Origin of the sequence: Rhizobium sp. GN54, from assembly GCF_021026345.1 — a bacterium.
In the GTDB taxonomy this organism is placed as follows: domain Bacteria; phylum Pseudomonadota; class Alphaproteobacteria; order Rhizobiales; family Rhizobiaceae; genus Mycoplana.
Genome location: NZ_JAJNCZ010000005.1, coordinates 236,377 through 250,173 on the forward strand (window position 1 = coordinate 236,377; position 13,797 = coordinate 250,173).

At 56.9% G+C, this 13,797-nt stretch carries 11 protein-coding genes and 1 riboswitch; of the genes, 8 read left to right on the forward strand and 3 right to left on the reverse strand.

Features of this window, described 5'->3' with window-relative positions; all coding sequences use genetic code 11:
• Positions 1-47: 47 nt before the first annotated feature.
• Positions 48-3,833 (forward strand): glycosyltransferase, encoded by a 3,786-nt coding sequence (locus tag LQK81_RS16005; protein WP_330166554.1) that lies wholly within the window; start codon positions 48-50, stop codon positions 3,831-3,833.
• 52 nt (positions 3,834-3,885) lie between these two features.
• On the opposite strand, the gene LQK81_RS16015 is transcribed toward LQK81_RS16005, so the two are convergent.
• Positions 3,886-4,932 (reverse strand): glycosyltransferase family 10 domain-containing protein, encoded by a 1,047-nt coding sequence (locus tag LQK81_RS16015; protein ID WP_230807362.1) that lies wholly within the window; start codon positions 4,930-4,932, stop codon positions 3,886-3,888.
• A gap of 195 nt (positions 4,933-5,127) precedes the next feature.
• Entirely contained in the window at positions 5,128-5,970 is an 843-nt protein-coding gene (locus LQK81_RS16020; RefSeq protein ID WP_230807363.1) for a class I SAM-dependent methyltransferase, read from the reverse strand.
• A 325-nt stretch (positions 5,971-6,295) separates the two neighbouring features.
• Between LQK81_RS16020 and LQK81_RS26360 the strand changes: the two genes are divergently transcribed.
• The 6 genes from LQK81_RS26360 (at position 6,296) to LQK81_RS16050 (ending at position 11,086) form a co-directional block, all read left to right on the forward strand.
• Positions 6,296-6,889 carry a CatB-related O-acetyltransferase gene (locus tag LQK81_RS26360; protein ID WP_330166555.1) on the forward strand — a complete coding sequence of 198 codons (594 nt, stop codon included), beginning with the start codon at positions 6,296-6,298 and terminating at the stop codon, positions 6,887-6,889.
• A 234-nt stretch (positions 6,890-7,123) separates the two neighbouring features.
• Entirely contained in the window at positions 7,124-7,657 is a 534-nt protein-coding gene (locus tag LQK81_RS16030) for an FkbM family methyltransferase (RefSeq protein WP_230807364.1), read from the forward strand.
• Between the two features lie 435 nt (positions 7,658-8,092).
• Positions 8,093-8,545 carry a UDP-N-acetylglucosamine--LPS N-acetylglucosamine transferase gene (locus LQK81_RS16035; protein WP_230807365.1) on the forward strand — a complete coding sequence of 151 codons (453 nt, stop codon included), beginning with the start codon at positions 8,093-8,095 and terminating at the stop codon, positions 8,543-8,545.
• Positions 8,546-8,595: 50 nt separating this feature from the next.
• Positions 8,596-9,051: a glycosyltransferase gene (locus LQK81_RS16040; protein WP_230807472.1), complete on the forward strand. Its 456-nt coding sequence runs from the start codon at positions 8,596-8,598 to the stop codon at positions 9,049-9,051.
• Positions 9,052-9,056: 5 nt separating this feature from the next.
• On the forward strand, positions 9,057-10,193 hold the full coding sequence (locus tag LQK81_RS16045) for a Gfo/Idh/MocA family protein (RefSeq protein WP_269065000.1): 1,137 nt from the start codon (positions 9,057-9,059) through the stop codon (positions 10,191-10,193).
• Between the two features lie 11 nt (positions 10,194-10,204).
• A complete protein-coding gene (locus LQK81_RS16050) occupies positions 10,205-11,086 on the forward strand; it encodes a hypothetical protein (protein WP_230807367.1) in 882 nt (293 codons plus the stop codon).
• 78 nt (positions 11,087-11,164) lie between these two features.
• Here LQK81_RS16050 and LQK81_RS16055 read toward each other — a convergent pair whose 3' ends face one another.
• Positions 11,165-12,262, reverse strand: coding sequence for a 2'-deoxycytidine 5'-triphosphate deaminase (locus tag LQK81_RS16055; RefSeq protein ID WP_230807368.1), 1,098 nt, complete (start codon positions 12,260-12,262; stop codon positions 11,165-11,167).
• A gap of 73 nt (positions 12,263-12,335) precedes the next feature.
• Positions 12,336-12,414, forward strand: a riboswitch (SAM riboswitch).
• 42 nt (positions 12,415-12,456) lie between these two features.
• Here LQK81_RS16055 and LQK81_RS16060 point away from each other — a divergent pair.
• Positions 12,457-13,641, forward strand: coding sequence for an O-succinylhomoserine sulfhydrylase (locus LQK81_RS16060; protein WP_230807369.1), 1,185 nt, complete (start codon positions 12,457-12,459; stop codon positions 13,639-13,641).
• Positions 13,642-13,797: the final 156 nt, after the last annotated feature.

Sequence of the window (13,797 nt, forward strand, 5' to 3'; positions counted from 1 at the left end):
CGGAGCATTTTGCATGCACCGGCCAACGCATAAACGGAACGCCCCTGATGACCCGTCCATTTCTTCCCGAAATCAACAGACTTGTTGCAAGTGGCGAAACGGCACAGGCACTCGAGTTGATCAGAGACGCTATCCGCAAGCTGCCGGATTTCTATGTGTATCACAAACTTCTGGGCGACGTGCTGCTGTCGCGAGAAGACTTGGAGGGCGCCCACACGGCCTATCGTCGCGCCGTCGAGCTTGAGGCCGGAGCGCCGTTTCTGCGCAAGTCGCTCAGGTCAGTCACCAGCCTACGGAAGCCGTATTTTTGCGGGATCTATGATCGATATCCGGACAAGACAGGCAAGCGCGCCGCCGAAGGCGGCCTCCGCTTTGGCGGCATTCACAAATCGTCTCGTCCCGATGAGCCGCTCGTCACAATTGTCACCTCTGTCTTTAGAAACACCACCACGTTCCAGCGCTGCATCGACTCAGTTCGCAACCAGACGTACAAAAACATTGAATATGTCGTTATCGACGGCGGCAGCGACGATGGAACAGTGGAGATAATTAGAGAAAACTCTGAGTTTATAGACTACTATGTATCAGAGCCGGATTCCGGAATATATTCCGCCATGAACAAAGGCATCGAACTTTCTCATGGGGATTACATATGCCTGCTTAACTCAGACGATTTTTACAGAAATGATTTTGTCGAAAAATCAGTCAAATCTTCAATACTAAATAACTCTGATATCGTTTACTGCAACTATAACGCAGACACAAAACATCTCGACGCCCAAAAAATCAACATCGGAGTTCTGCTTGGACATCTGAACATATGCCACAATACATTCCTCGCCTCAAGAGAGGCATACAATCGCGTTGGACCGTTCGACGAGAGCTACAAGATAGTTTCAGACGCCATATGGATTCGCAAAGCGTTTCTGTATGGAGAGAAATTTACGCTTCTTCCAGAGCAGATGTTTACATTAAGCGATGGGGGACTCTCATCAGGAAATAGTGAAGCCAGACGAAATCTGTTTATAAAGGAGGCCACGGAAAGCTACAGATTGAATTTTTCCGGCCTAAGCGGTGCGGACGCCGAAGCTGTCTATCTCTTTCGGTTCAATAAACGCCGAGTGGGAGAACTCACAGACATAGCAATACGGCACCGTGGCGACAAACGTTTTATCGAAGCGCTCAAACATTACGTCGAATATTGCTTTTCCAGCAGAGACAACTTCAGGATTGTGATTAACGATGATTCGACCTATATTCAAAGTGTGTTCGACCTATTTTACGAGATAGGAGCGGATATAGAACACATCAACCTAGAAACAAAAAGGGGGGCTCTAGATGAAATACTGAAAGATATCGATTCGATCATCGATTCTTCTGACGCAGGGAAAAGGTCCATCGTTCATTTTCTTTCCGTCTTCTCAGCTGCATCGGAGACCTTCATCTACGATCTCCTCACGCGCCTGGAAGCGGATGGAGAATACAACAACATCGTCCTGTTCGAGCACTCAAAGTTACGCACCGAACGTCCATACGACAAGGCAATTCACATGCCATGGGCGGACTTTAAGCCCCCAGTGGCTGCTGCGATCTACCGCCACATTTTCACAAAGCTCAATCCACATGTCGTGATCGGGCATTTTGCGCTCAACGAATGGAAGCTCGCGGAACGCATCAAGCATCTCGGAATCCGTGTCCCGACGATAGCGATGACGCATGGCCTGGACGTATTCCGGCTTCAGGATGGCGATAGCTATTCAAAGTATGTTCTGGAGGAATTTTGCGAAAGACCGGACACGCACCTCACGACGGTATCGACCTATCTGCGGGATAAGCTTCTGGAGGCCGGCGTGAATAGCGACAAGATCACTCTCGTCCATAATACGGTTCATCCGCGCTTCTTCAAAAATCGCAAGAATAGCAACTACTTCGATGGAATGCGGCGGCTTGAAATTCTGAGCATCGGCCGTCTTATCGACTGGAAGGGCCATATTCATCTGCTGGACGGCATCGATCTGTTCAGGCGCGAGGCGACGGATGCGTTTCACCTCACGATCGTATCCGGTTCCGGGGGCGAATTCTCCGATAGAATTCACGAGAAGATCGCCGAACTGGGCTTGACAGATCACGTGACGGTTCTGACGTTCGTTGATTTTGAGAAGCACAGCGACTTCTTCGCCAAGTTTGACCTTTACGTTCACGCATCGACATACTCCGACGATCGATATCGCAAGTCCGAGACATTCGGAGTTGCGGTTCTGGAAGCAATCGCCGCCGGCCTTCCGGTTATATCAACCGATGCCGGTGGCCTTCCGGAAGTTGTCGGCGCCAATGGCCGACATTCTCGCATCGTCAAACACGGCGACGGCGAGGCCATCGGTAGGGCCATGATGGATATCTATCGCGACGGTTCCGCATTTAGCGACAATGCTGAGTATGCTGGATTGCGCCTGGATAAGTTCGCACCTGTAAAGCAGATAGATGCCCTCAAGCGCGTTATCGAACAGGTGACATTGCCCAGCTTGAACGTTGCGCTGTTTAGCACCAGCACGATTCAAGGCGCAGGATACGCCGCATATCGCCTCCACAAAGGCCTAACCAGAACCTCCATCGAATCGACGCTCTATACGACCGTAAGAAACCACGAATCCGAAAAGGGCGTGGTTGTCATCAACCACCCCTCCGGTCGAAATGGCAATTGGAGATTCCTCCAGTCCCCCCCTAAGGACGGGAACACGATCTTTTCGATCGATCAGCACAACATCGACGAGAAGCAACTCCTAAACACGGTTGACAAATTTGATATCGTCAACCTGCACTGGCATGCTCGATTTCTGTCCGTCGAGAATGTGGCAACTCTTTCTCACCTCGACAAACCACTGGTGCTGACAATAAGAGACATGCATCCATTGACGGGCGGATGCCACTTCTTTCATGGTTGCGAAAAATGGATGGGAACATGCGAGAATTGCGCTCAGATTCCATCGGCATTTGACGATATACCAGCGAAAGTCCTTGCAGCAAAACGCATGTCATATGACTTTTCGAACATCACAATTGTGACGCTGAGTGAGCACACGAGGAAAATCGTCCGGAAGAGCCCTCATTTTCGTGATTGCAGGATCGAGACAATCCCCAATTCGATCGAGACCGATGTCTTTGTACCCCACGATAAACGCATGGCACGAAAGCGCCTGGGCTTGCCACAAGACAAGAAGGTCATCGCCTACGTTCCCTCGTTCAGCAGCGACGTTAAAGGATATAGGGAAATCGTGGCTGCGTTTCGGAAAATCAAGCAAATGAAACCGCGCTTCGAGCCCATCGTGCTGCTTGTTGGCAACGGTCCGGCGTCGGATGACGATATATGCTTCAAGAAGAAGCGTCTGGGTTACATTGCCGATAATCATGAGCTTGCAGTGGCCTATGCTGCGGCCGATGTGGTTGTCGTACCCTCGCTCGAAGAAACCTTCTCCAACACCACGGCAGAGGCGATTTCGTGCGGCGTGCCGGTCGTCGGCTTCAAGACGGGAGCCATTCCGGAGATGGCTGTTGAAGGACGATCTGGCGTCACCTGCGCGGTCGGCAATGTCGATGCCCTTGCGCGCGGCATATTGAAGGTCCTGTCGGGGCCTGACCTATCAAAGTCGTGCCGCGAATACGCCGTTGCCGAGTTGAGCCTGATGCGGCAAGCTCGGCGCTACGAGGCCCTTTTCCAGGAACTGGCCGCGGCTAAACGGCAGAATCAGGACGGTCGCCCCGCGCGGGTTTATGGGCAAGGACTTTCTGCACATGACCTCTTTAAGAGGTCCATTGAGGTCCACGGTAAAAAATAGAGCTGCGCATGCAATAAAACAGCGCATCTCACCGAAACTAGGTATTTAAGAGTCAAAGAGCAGTGAGCTCTTTAATAATCTCCGTGCTCAGCCGTCGTTTTTCCTGCTCCAAAATCTCCGGAATACTGAAAAGATCATGCATTGCCTGCTGTGCTTCTGCATAGGAATCAAGAAATTCATCGTCCAAGGGAAAGGACTGGATGGCCTGATTGGCTGCTTCAGGTGTCATTCTCCAGAGGTTTAGCCACGACGCTGCGCTCGCGAGCCGCGTAACCATATGGCCGGGACCGGCAATATAAATTGGAACGGAGCGCAATGCGAATGCATCAAACAACTTTTCGGAAACATAGTTTCCTTGGTGCGTATTCTCGATGGCAGAGAAAAATCTCGCCCTCCCATCATAACGATCGAATTTATCCGCATGCCAGTCTTCCAACTCCTGCCTTTTTACATTCTTGTGAACTCCCGTCGCGTTTGTAACCTTACTCTGCATCGAACAAGCGTCTGCTATACGCGTCCGCAACGCCGATAGGCCCAGTATGTCCGTTCCGGGAATTGCAACATCGAATTTCTCATTGCGACGACGTTCGGCAAGAAAAACGATATCGATAGGCGCATCGGAAAACTGCTTCCTCCAACTGGAAGGGCTCATCGCTCTATTACGAGAAAAGCATTCCTTGTAGCGATCTATGTATTTCGTATCAGTCAGTAGGAAATACGGGATTCGGTCAAAATCAAATATCGAAGACGTAGCGTGATTGAGAAAAGTGTAAGGCAAATCCCCGGCAGGCGTATCCGCGATACGGTTCCTGCTCAATAAATCAGGCGCCCAGACAGTGTCCCAGAAAGGCTCCTCAGACAAATGCACCAGTCGCTGACCTTCGGCAAGGCGACGTCGAATAACTTCCCCACTGGCTTCAAGGTCCTTATGATGAGCCACAATGACGACATCGGCCGCTTCGAAATGCTCGGTGATCTGAATTTCCGAGGCGCAAGCGCTCCGAATCGGCTCATAGGCAAGCGGTTGCCGGTGATGATATGCGCCGAATAGGTGGACTTTTAGCATCTGAGGCCGATTTACCTTTCGAATCAGCAGCATTTCGATTTTTCGTGAACCTCAACTCCGCTGTACTAGCTCAGGAACCAAAAGGCTAGGCACAGTAACGCGAGCGACCGGCGCACACAGGTAGCTAAAGGCCCTACAGGCCTCCAGGAGGCTGCACTATGGTAATAGGTGGATCAAAATTAGGTGGCTTACTGAAAGACTTAACGCCCTCTGAAAGCTCACTGCTAGTTAGTTAGTAGGCTTCTGCTCGGCCAACAAGGCTCTTCGCTGCAATTCCCTCTGCCATAAAGCCTTGTGCACTTCCTCATAAAGTTTCGAGAACTTGTGGTAGTTCGCGTTCTGAGCGAGAACCCGCGATGCAATCTGCATGGCTTGGGCATCGCTGAACACGGTGGAAAGCGCTACCTGCAAGCCAGCACAGCTGGAGGCGGGGATCGAGGACTGCCAGTTGATTTCGAGGCACTCCATGATTGCGTCGAACAATGTCTGGGTGGGACCTTCATAGACGAACGCGAAATGATTTCCGACGAACGCACCATTCGGAATCAATCGCGCAAAATAGAACGCAGCCTGACTTATAGCTGCAAGGTAGTTTGCGTCGTGAAACGCCACCAACGCCCCTTGGTTGAGGCTAGGAAGCGCCCAAAGGAAATCATAGACGCCCCATGGATGCGAATGGTTGGCATCGATGTGGACAAGGTCAAACTTGGCATCGATCGTCGGAACAGCATCACAACGAACCCCCGTCTTAACTGTATAGCGTTCGGCAAAACCCGGGAACGCCTCGAATACAACAGAACCGATAGGCTTGCTCTTGTCGTAGTAGACGGTGGGTGAGAGGTCGAGACCGTGCAGATGGCTATGGAGTTCCCTGGTCGCATAAAGAAGTGCGGCGGCCCCTTCGCCTGCAGAGCTACCAATCTCCAGCATTGTCTTCGGCTTTGCATACTGGGCGAAAGCCATCAAAGTGGCAGCGTCTGTCAGCGTCTGATCTGATTTGCACCAAGTCGGCTTCATCGGCAAAAAGACTTCGGCTTCAGCAATATTTGGCTCAATTATCAGACTGGTCATAGGGCCCCCTTTTTGCCGGGTGCATTTAGACTTACTCGTACCCGCATGTAAAGTGCACAACACCCCGCGCTCAGTTATGGTTTCTGGAATCGAGGTCGACACGGTGCCGCAAAAATAGCTGCGTCGGAAATATGAATTCCGCCGTCTCGCTGTGGTCGGCACATTCCAGCGGACATCGTCGAAGGTCCGTGGGGGCCGCACTGCAGAAATACCATCCAGTTTTTTGCTCGCAGGACAACCTCAGAGATCGCCGACTAGCGAAAACGTCGAGTTGACGTCTTTACGCTGGCATGGCACGAGAACGCTCATCTTCGTGAGGCATGAAATGTCGGCTCTTTTCGAACAACACGTTAAAGTTCCCCACTCCATCAGAGTCATCAATAACGTCAAGATTGGATATCGCTCATACATAAATGACGCGCTCGTTCGACCAAACACCGCAATAGGCCGCTATTGCTCCATCGGGCGACGAATTTCGATCAATGCGGGTAATCACCCCGTGACGCATCTGTCGACACATCCTTTCTTGTTTGCCCGGGCACAGAACCCGCATGCAACACCCTATTATGCGCAGCGTTTTCAGGTGGACATCGGCAACGATGTCTGGATCGGTGACGGAGCCGTCATCATGCCCGGCGTTACTATCGGCGATGGTGCGATCGTCGGCGCAAGCGCCGTTGTGACGAAAGATGTCGAGCCGTATGCGATCGTGGTCGGCGCACCAGCGAGGATCCAACGGCACCGCTTCAGCCCACAACAGATCGAAGCGCTGTGTGACATTGGATGGTGGCAATACGAGGAAGCGATACTGGTGGGACTAAATCACGCCGACATCGACGCATGCATCGCGGATCTTCAGACGCGGATTTCCTCGGGAGACTATCAAATCCTCGAGCCGCATCACGCACTTCCGACGTAGGTTCGAAGCTGGCCGTTCGACATCGTGGTCGTGGATGGCATGGCCAGATCTCTCGCCATATGGGCCGCGATCAAGAGCTTCGAGAAGAACGGCTTCATCATCTTGGGACCATTACGACACCACGACGATCGCATGTTCCTATGATCGGGAAAGCTACGGCCTTGACAAGCTGATCATTCGGCGTCTGCCGAGCGGCTTAACCGGCACATTCGTGGAAATCGGCGGCTAGATGGCGTGACGCAGAGCAACTCCGTTCTGCTGGAAGCCGCGGGCTGGAGCGGCATCCTGATCGAGGCAAATCCCGGAAGCTATGCCAAGTGCCGCCGCCCTTGCGCCATCGTTGAGAATGCGGTGTGCGTCTCCGCATCGTTCGCGGATGCCTATACGCAGATCACCGACGTAGGTTTGATGTCCGTGACGGAGCAGAGCACACTCGCCGGCAATGAACGCCTTCAGCGGTTGGCAGGTGGCGAAGGGTTCACCGGCCGGAAAAAGCAAGCCATTGAAGTCCCGACTGCAACGTTGAGCCAGGTCTTGGAGAAGCATCACATCAAGAGCGTGGATCTTCTGCTTCTTGATGTTGAAGGAGCCGAGATTGAAGTTCTCTCCGGTATCGATTTCTCCATTCACGCACCGACGTATTTAGTGGCCGAGGATGCCTATGACGATTCCGTTCGCTCGTTCCTGGAACACAAGGGATACAAGCAGCAGGACGTTCTTCTTGAGCGGAAGTTTACGCGGGACTGCTTTTACGTAAGAAACGATTGACTGCACCAAATCTTAATTTTCTGTCTTTCACAATGAGCGGTGGGAACTATTTCCCGCCGTAGAGCCGGCTGGGCCCAATTCCGCTCCTATCAAATTACCCTTCGCAAACTCCAGGCCGTTCCTGAGTGCCCTCGTCGTGCGTTCGATCGACCGCTCCAGCAAAATCGACCCCTTAAGTCATCTGCAAAGCCGCATGCCGCGCACGCATGAGTAGACCTTGCTCTTGGCGATAGCCACGCCGCAGATACCCCATTCGGGGGCGGTTGATGCGCTCAAAGGCCAACTGCCCAGCGGAAGCGAAATTTGAAAGACTGGCTTCGTCATCCCGACGAGGAGAGTGTCCGGTGGCACAGCGCCGTCCGCACGAACCGGCCACGAAATGATCACGCTGCGAGACCGCGGACTTGTCCATCCGCGTGAAGGGGGCAATTGCCGATGAAGGGAAGAGTACTCGCGATCGCTTCGGGTGGTGGACACTGGATCCAGATGCGCCGGCTGCTGCCGGCTTTCGAAGGGATGGATGTCGCTTTCGTCTCCGTTTCGCCCGACTATGCGGCAGACGTTCCAGGGCACCGCTTCTACCCGGTTCGCGACGCCCATCGCTTCGACAAGGTGAGCTTTGCTGTGCTCATCGGGCAGCTGGCCTGGATCCTCCTGCGCGAGCGTCCGAATACGGTCATTTCCACCGGGTCCGCTCCCGGTCTGGTCTGCCTGGCCCTGGCCAAGTACCTGATCCGCGCCGAAACGGTATGGATCGACAGCATCGCAAATTGCGAGCAACTGTCGTCCTCGGGCCTGCAGGCGCGGCGCGTCGCCGATGTCTGGCTGACCCAATGGCCGCAGTTGCAAGGCCAGAAGGGTCCCTACTACTGGGGTGCCGTCCTATGATCTTCGTGACCGTAGGGTCGATGATGCCCTTCAACCGCCTCATAGATACGATGGACCGGTGGGCGGCGGCCAGGCCGGATGTCGAGATGTTCGCCCAGATCGGCGGTGGCGACGAACCCCGTCACATGCGCTGGGCGCGGAGCGTGACGCCGGCCGAGTTTGCCGATCTGGTCGCCAGATCGACCATCATCGTCGCGCATGCCGGCATGGGCAGCATCATCAGTGCGGCCGAAGCCGGAAAGACGATCGTCCTCCTTCCGCGCTTTGCATCGCTGAAGGAGCATACGACCGATCACCAGGTGCATACGGCCAAACGCTTCATGAACCGCCCCGGGATACACATCGCCATGAACGACGACGAACTCGCAGAAGCGATCGACGCGGCCATGGCGAGCGTCGGAGCGACCCATCAACTGCTGCCCCGTACAGCCCCTGACGCTTTCGTTGCGCGCATACGCGCCGTCCTGCTCAACGGTGCATCCGCACCCCAAACGAACCGGAGTTGATGCATATGGTGAGGCTTGGCCTGGTAGGACTTGGCAAGATGGGTATCTCGCATCTTGCAATCGCGAACTCCCACCCTGACGCCGAGGTGACGGCGGTATGCGATCCGAGCACCTATGTCATCGACGGCATTCGCAAGTTCACGAAATTCAGAACCTACGGCGACTACCGTGTGATGCTTCAGGACGAAAATCTCGACGCCATCATCGTCGCGACCCCGTCGCGTTCGCACCGCGACATCGTGCAACTGGCGCTCGACCGCGACGTCAGCGTCTTCTGCGAGAAGCCGTTCTGCCTGGAGGCCGCCGAAAGCGAGCGGCTTGCGGAGGTCGCCGCAGCCCGAGGCCTCGCCAACCAGGTGGGGTATCACGCGCGTTTCATCGCCACCTTCCGGGAGGCCAAGCGGATCATCGATTCCGGCGCGCTCGGGGCGTTGCATCACATCAAGGCCGAAGCCTATGGCGGGGTGGTCCTGCGTCCCGCACGGGGAACATGGCGGGGCACGCGGGCCGAGGGCGGAGGATGCCTCTATGACTATGCGAGCCATGCCGTGGATCTCGTCAACTATCTCGTCGGGGCACCCGAAAAGGTCGCAGGGACCGCATTGAACCGCATCTTCTCGGCCGACGTGGAGGACGCGGTCTTCTCCACCTTGATGTTCGGCAACGGGATGACCGGCCAGATCGAAGCCAACTGGAGCGACGAGAGCTATCGGAAGATGTTCATGCGCGTGTCGGTCTGGGGCACCAACGGCCGCGTCACGGCGGACCGGCAGGAGATCCAGACGTTCATCCGGACGCCCCCTCCCGCGCACACGGGCCTCAAGAAGGGGTGGACCTTGAGAAACACGACCGAACTGACGGAGGATGTCTGGTACTACCTCCGCGGAGAGGAGTATTCGGCGCAGCTCGACTACTTCGTGCAAAGGGTCAGGGATCGGGACAGCCGGAATATCTCTTCTTTCGAAAGTGCCGCCGAAACCGATCGGGTTCTCGGCATGATGGTAGCCGACGGTACGCAGAACGCGTCGCTGCCGAAAGGCAACGTATCGCTCGGCAGCAAAGCACTGGGCAACAAACCTCTCGGCAACAGATCACTGGGCGAAAGACCCTCGGCAGGGCTCCTGCACTGGTCGCGGCAATAGGAGCGGTGACGATGGAACGCATCTTGTTTGGTGACAACCAGTTCTTCGGCGTCAATCACATGTCGGAGGAAAAGGCCCGCGCGCAGTCCGTGCGCTTCAGCGACATGAAGGCAATCCTGGACGTTCTCGACGGTGCCTATGACAGCGGGATACGGGTCTTCATGTGCACGACGCAGGATCGTGTCGAGGAGATCTGCGATCACGTGCGGTCGAACCCCGCGCGCTATGCGGGCCTTCAGTTCTATCCGTGCATGCCCTATGCGCACAAATATGCGAACGCCGTGACCGAGCACGGGCTCGTCAATGCCATGCGCAAGTTCATGCCGTCCGGCAATATCGTCGGAACGCTGATGAAGGGCGGCCTTTCTCTGGCGAGAAAGGACATGAAGGGCATGGCCGAGCTTTTGATCGACGGCGAGATGAAGATGTTTCGCGGCCTGGAGACCCCGGTCATCTTTCTCCAGAACGTGGTGACCGATCTCATCCTCGGCCTTGGCATGCACGAGGCGTTTTCGGTGTTCGCCGATCATGTGCGGACGAAATACAAGGCCGAGCCGGGGTTCATCACGATGAACCTGCCCCGCCTGCTGGATGCCCTGGACGAGGTGGGTGTCGACAACCCCATCGTGTGCGCCAGCATCAACAAGCTCGGGTTCCGCATGTGCGGCGGCCTGGAGGCCTATGAGCGGATCGTCGGCAAACGCCGCTTCCGTCCCGTCGCCATGTCCGTCTTCGGCTCCGGCGCCATCGCGGCAAGGGACGCACTCGAATACGTGGCGGGCCAGGAGAAGATAGAGGCGATCGTCTTCGGCGCCTCGAGCATCGAGAACATCCGCAAGACCAAGGCGATCATCGACGACATCGACCGCGTGAGACTGGCAGTGCCTGCCTAGCCCGGCGGCCACGTACCGATACCGCCTCCGGCCATGGCGTGGCCGGCCGGCTTGCGCCGGCCCCGGCGACCTCCCCGCTCACCTCGGCCGGAAATGCTTCGACAGCTTGAGCCCCTGGGCCTGGTAGTTCGAGCCCAGTCCCGAGCCGTAGAGGCTTTCGGGGAGTTCGAGCATGCGCTCGTAGACGAGGCGGCCGACGATCTGGCCGTGTTCGAGGATGAAGGGAACCTCGTGGCTGCGGACTTCGAGGACGGCGCGGCTGCCGGAGCCGCCGGCAGCCGCGTGGCCGAAGCCGGGATCGAAGAAACCGGCGTAATGGACCCGGAATTCGCCGACGAGCGGATCGAACGGGGTCATCTCGGCGGCATAGAGGGGCGGCACGTGCACGGCCTCGCGCGAGACGAGGATGTAGAACTCGTCCGGATCAAGGATCAATTCGTTGCGACCGCGGCTGAACAGCGGCTCCCAGAAGTCGAAGATATCGTGCTGGTTCTTCTTGTCGACGTCGACCACAGCAGTGTGGTGCTTGCCGCGATAGCCGACGAGGCCTTCGGGGCCAGTGCCCTTCAGGTCGATCGAAAGGGCGATACCGCCGCCGGACACGTTTGGCGTATCGCTCGCAACCAACGTATCGGTCTTGTGCAGGGCGAGCAATTCCGCATCCGAAAGAAGCGCGTTGCCCTTGCGGAAACGGATCTGCGACAGGCGCGAGCCGCGCCGGACGACGATCGGGAAGGTCCTCGGCGAAATCTCCAGGTAGAGCGGGCCGGAGTAGCCGGCCGGGACCTTGTCAAATTCCTGGGCGCGATCGGTGATGACGCGAGTGAAGATGTCGAGCCGGCCGGTGGAGCTTTTCGGGTTGGTGGAGGCGGACAGTTCCTTCGGCAGGTCGAGGCTTTCCATCAGGGGAACGATATAGACGCACCCCGTCTCGAGCACGGCACCTTCGGAAAGATCGACGACATGCAGCTTCAGCCGGTCGAGTTTGTCGGCGACGAGGTGGGCGGGGCCTGGAAGGAAGCTCGCACGGACGCGGAAGGCCTTCGAGCCGAGACGCAGGTCCAGGCTCGCAGGCTGCACCTGGTCGGCATCCAGCGCCGCCTCGCTCTTCAGCCTGCCGGCGTCAAACAGCGCGCTGATGGCGCGGTCGGCCAGTATTCCCGTAGCAGTCGTCATAAGCCTATCCTTCACGCTGGCCGACAAAACCAAATGCAGGCAATTGACGCAAGCGCCGCCACGCAGTATGGACCGGATATCCCGTGGTGATTTGGCCGGTCGGCTTGCAGCCACGTTAAACAAGTAGCTAAAAAGGCCGGGTGAAAACCGGCCTGCATTGCGGCCGGTTTTTTTGTTTGGAAGGCAATGATCCGATGAGCAAGTCCTGGCGCCCGGCTACCCAACTCGTCCACGGTGGCACCACGCGTTCGCAGCATGCCGAAACCTCCGAAGCAATCTTCCTGACGCAGGGTTTCGTCTATGAGAGTTCCGAGGCCGCCGAAGCGCGCTTCAAGGGCGAGACCGACGGCTTCATCTATGCCCGATACGGCAGCCCGACCAACGACATGTTCGAGCGCCGCATGTGCCTGCTCGAAGGCGCCGAGGAAGGCCGCGCGATGGCTTCCGGCATGGCCGCCGTCGCAGCCGCGATCCTCTGCCAGGTCAAGGCCGGTGACCACATCGTCGCCGCGCGTGCGCTGTTCGGTTCCTGCCGCTGGGTGGTCGAGACGCTGGCGCCGCGCTACGGCGTCGAATGCACGCTCGTCGACGGTCGCAACCTCGCCAACTGGGAAAAGGCGATCCGCAAGAACACCAAGGTGTTCTTCCTCGAAAGCCCGACCAACCCGACGCTGGAGGTGGTCGACATCGCCGGCGTGGCAAGGCTGGCAAACCAGATCGGCGCCAAGGTGGTGGTCGACAACGTTTTCGCCACCCCGCTCTACCAGAAGCCGCTGGAACTCGGCGCCCATGTCGTCGTCTATTCGGCGACCAAGCACATCGACGGCCAGGGTCGCTGCCTCGGCGGCATCGTGCTCTCCGACAAGGAGTGGATCGAGGAAAGCCTGCAGGACTATTTCCGCCACACCGGGCCCGCCATGTCGCCGTTCAACGCCTGGACGCTTCTGAAGGGCATCGAGACGCTGCCGCTGCGCGTCAGGCAGCAGACGGAGAACGCCTCGAAGATCGCCGATTTCCTCGCCGGCCACCCCAAGGTCGATCAGGTGATCTATCCCGGCCGCAAGGACCATCCGCAGGCCGATATCGTCGCCAAGCAGATGTCGGGCGGCTCGACGCTCGTCTGCCTTCACCTGAAGGGTGGCAAGGAGGCGGCATTCGCGCTGCAGAACGCGCTGGAGATCGTCGAGATCTCCAACAATCTCGGCGACGCCAAGAGCCTGATCACCCATCCGGGCACCACGACGCACAAGAACCTGACCGACGAGGCCCGCACCGAACTCGGCATCTCGCCCGGCACCCTCAGGCTGTCGGCGGGCATCGAGGACGGCGAGGATCTGCTGGCCGACTTCGCCCAGGCCCTGGAAAAAGTCAGGGGCTGATCGCCCGGCCGGGGCACGCAGCGCAGGTCCGCAGCGTGTCCCTCTCCGCCAAAAGGTGGCCGTCCCCACCGGCACAATTAACTTGATCCGGCCGCGGCAGACGTGGCAACCAATAAGCGGACGTGAATATTCAAAAAGCACATCTGTCCGCTCGCA

Bases quoted from the DNA above. Each gene is read 5' to 3' on its own strand.
- LQK81_RS16005 (WP_330166554.1), top strand. From the start codon at position 48: ATGACCCGTCCATTTCTTCCCGAAATCAACAGACTTGTTGCAAGTGGC.
- LQK81_RS16015 (WP_230807362.1), bottom strand. From the start codon at position 4,932: ATGCTGCTGATTCGAAAGGTAAATCGGCCTCAGATGCTAAAAGTCCAC.
- LQK81_RS16020 (WP_230807363.1), bottom strand. From the start codon at position 5,970: ATGACCAGTCTGATAATTGAGCCAAATATTGCTGAAGCCGAAGTCTTT.
- LQK81_RS26360 (WP_330166555.1), top strand. From the start codon at position 6,296: ATGTCGGCTCTTTTCGAACAACACGTTAAAGTTCCCCACTCCATCAGA.
- LQK81_RS16035 (WP_230807365.1), top strand. From the start codon at position 8,093: ATGAAGGGAAGAGTACTCGCGATCGCTTCGGGTGGTGGACACTGGATC.
- LQK81_RS16040 (WP_230807472.1), top strand. From the start codon at position 8,596: ATGGACCGGTGGGCGGCGGCCAGGCCGGATGTCGAGATGTTCGCCCAG.
- LQK81_RS16045 (WP_269065000.1), top strand. From the start codon at position 9,057: ATGGTGAGGCTTGGCCTGGTAGGACTTGGCAAGATGGGTATCTCGCAT.
- LQK81_RS16050 (WP_230807367.1), top strand. From the start codon at position 10,205: ATGGAACGCATCTTGTTTGGTGACAACCAGTTCTTCGGCGTCAATCAC.
- LQK81_RS16055 (WP_230807368.1), bottom strand. From the start codon at position 12,262: ATGACGACTGCTACGGGAATACTGGCCGACCGCGCCATCAGCGCGCTG.
- LQK81_RS16060 (WP_230807369.1), top strand. From the start codon at position 12,457: ATGAGCAAGTCCTGGCGCCCGGCTACCCAACTCGTCCACGGTGGCACC.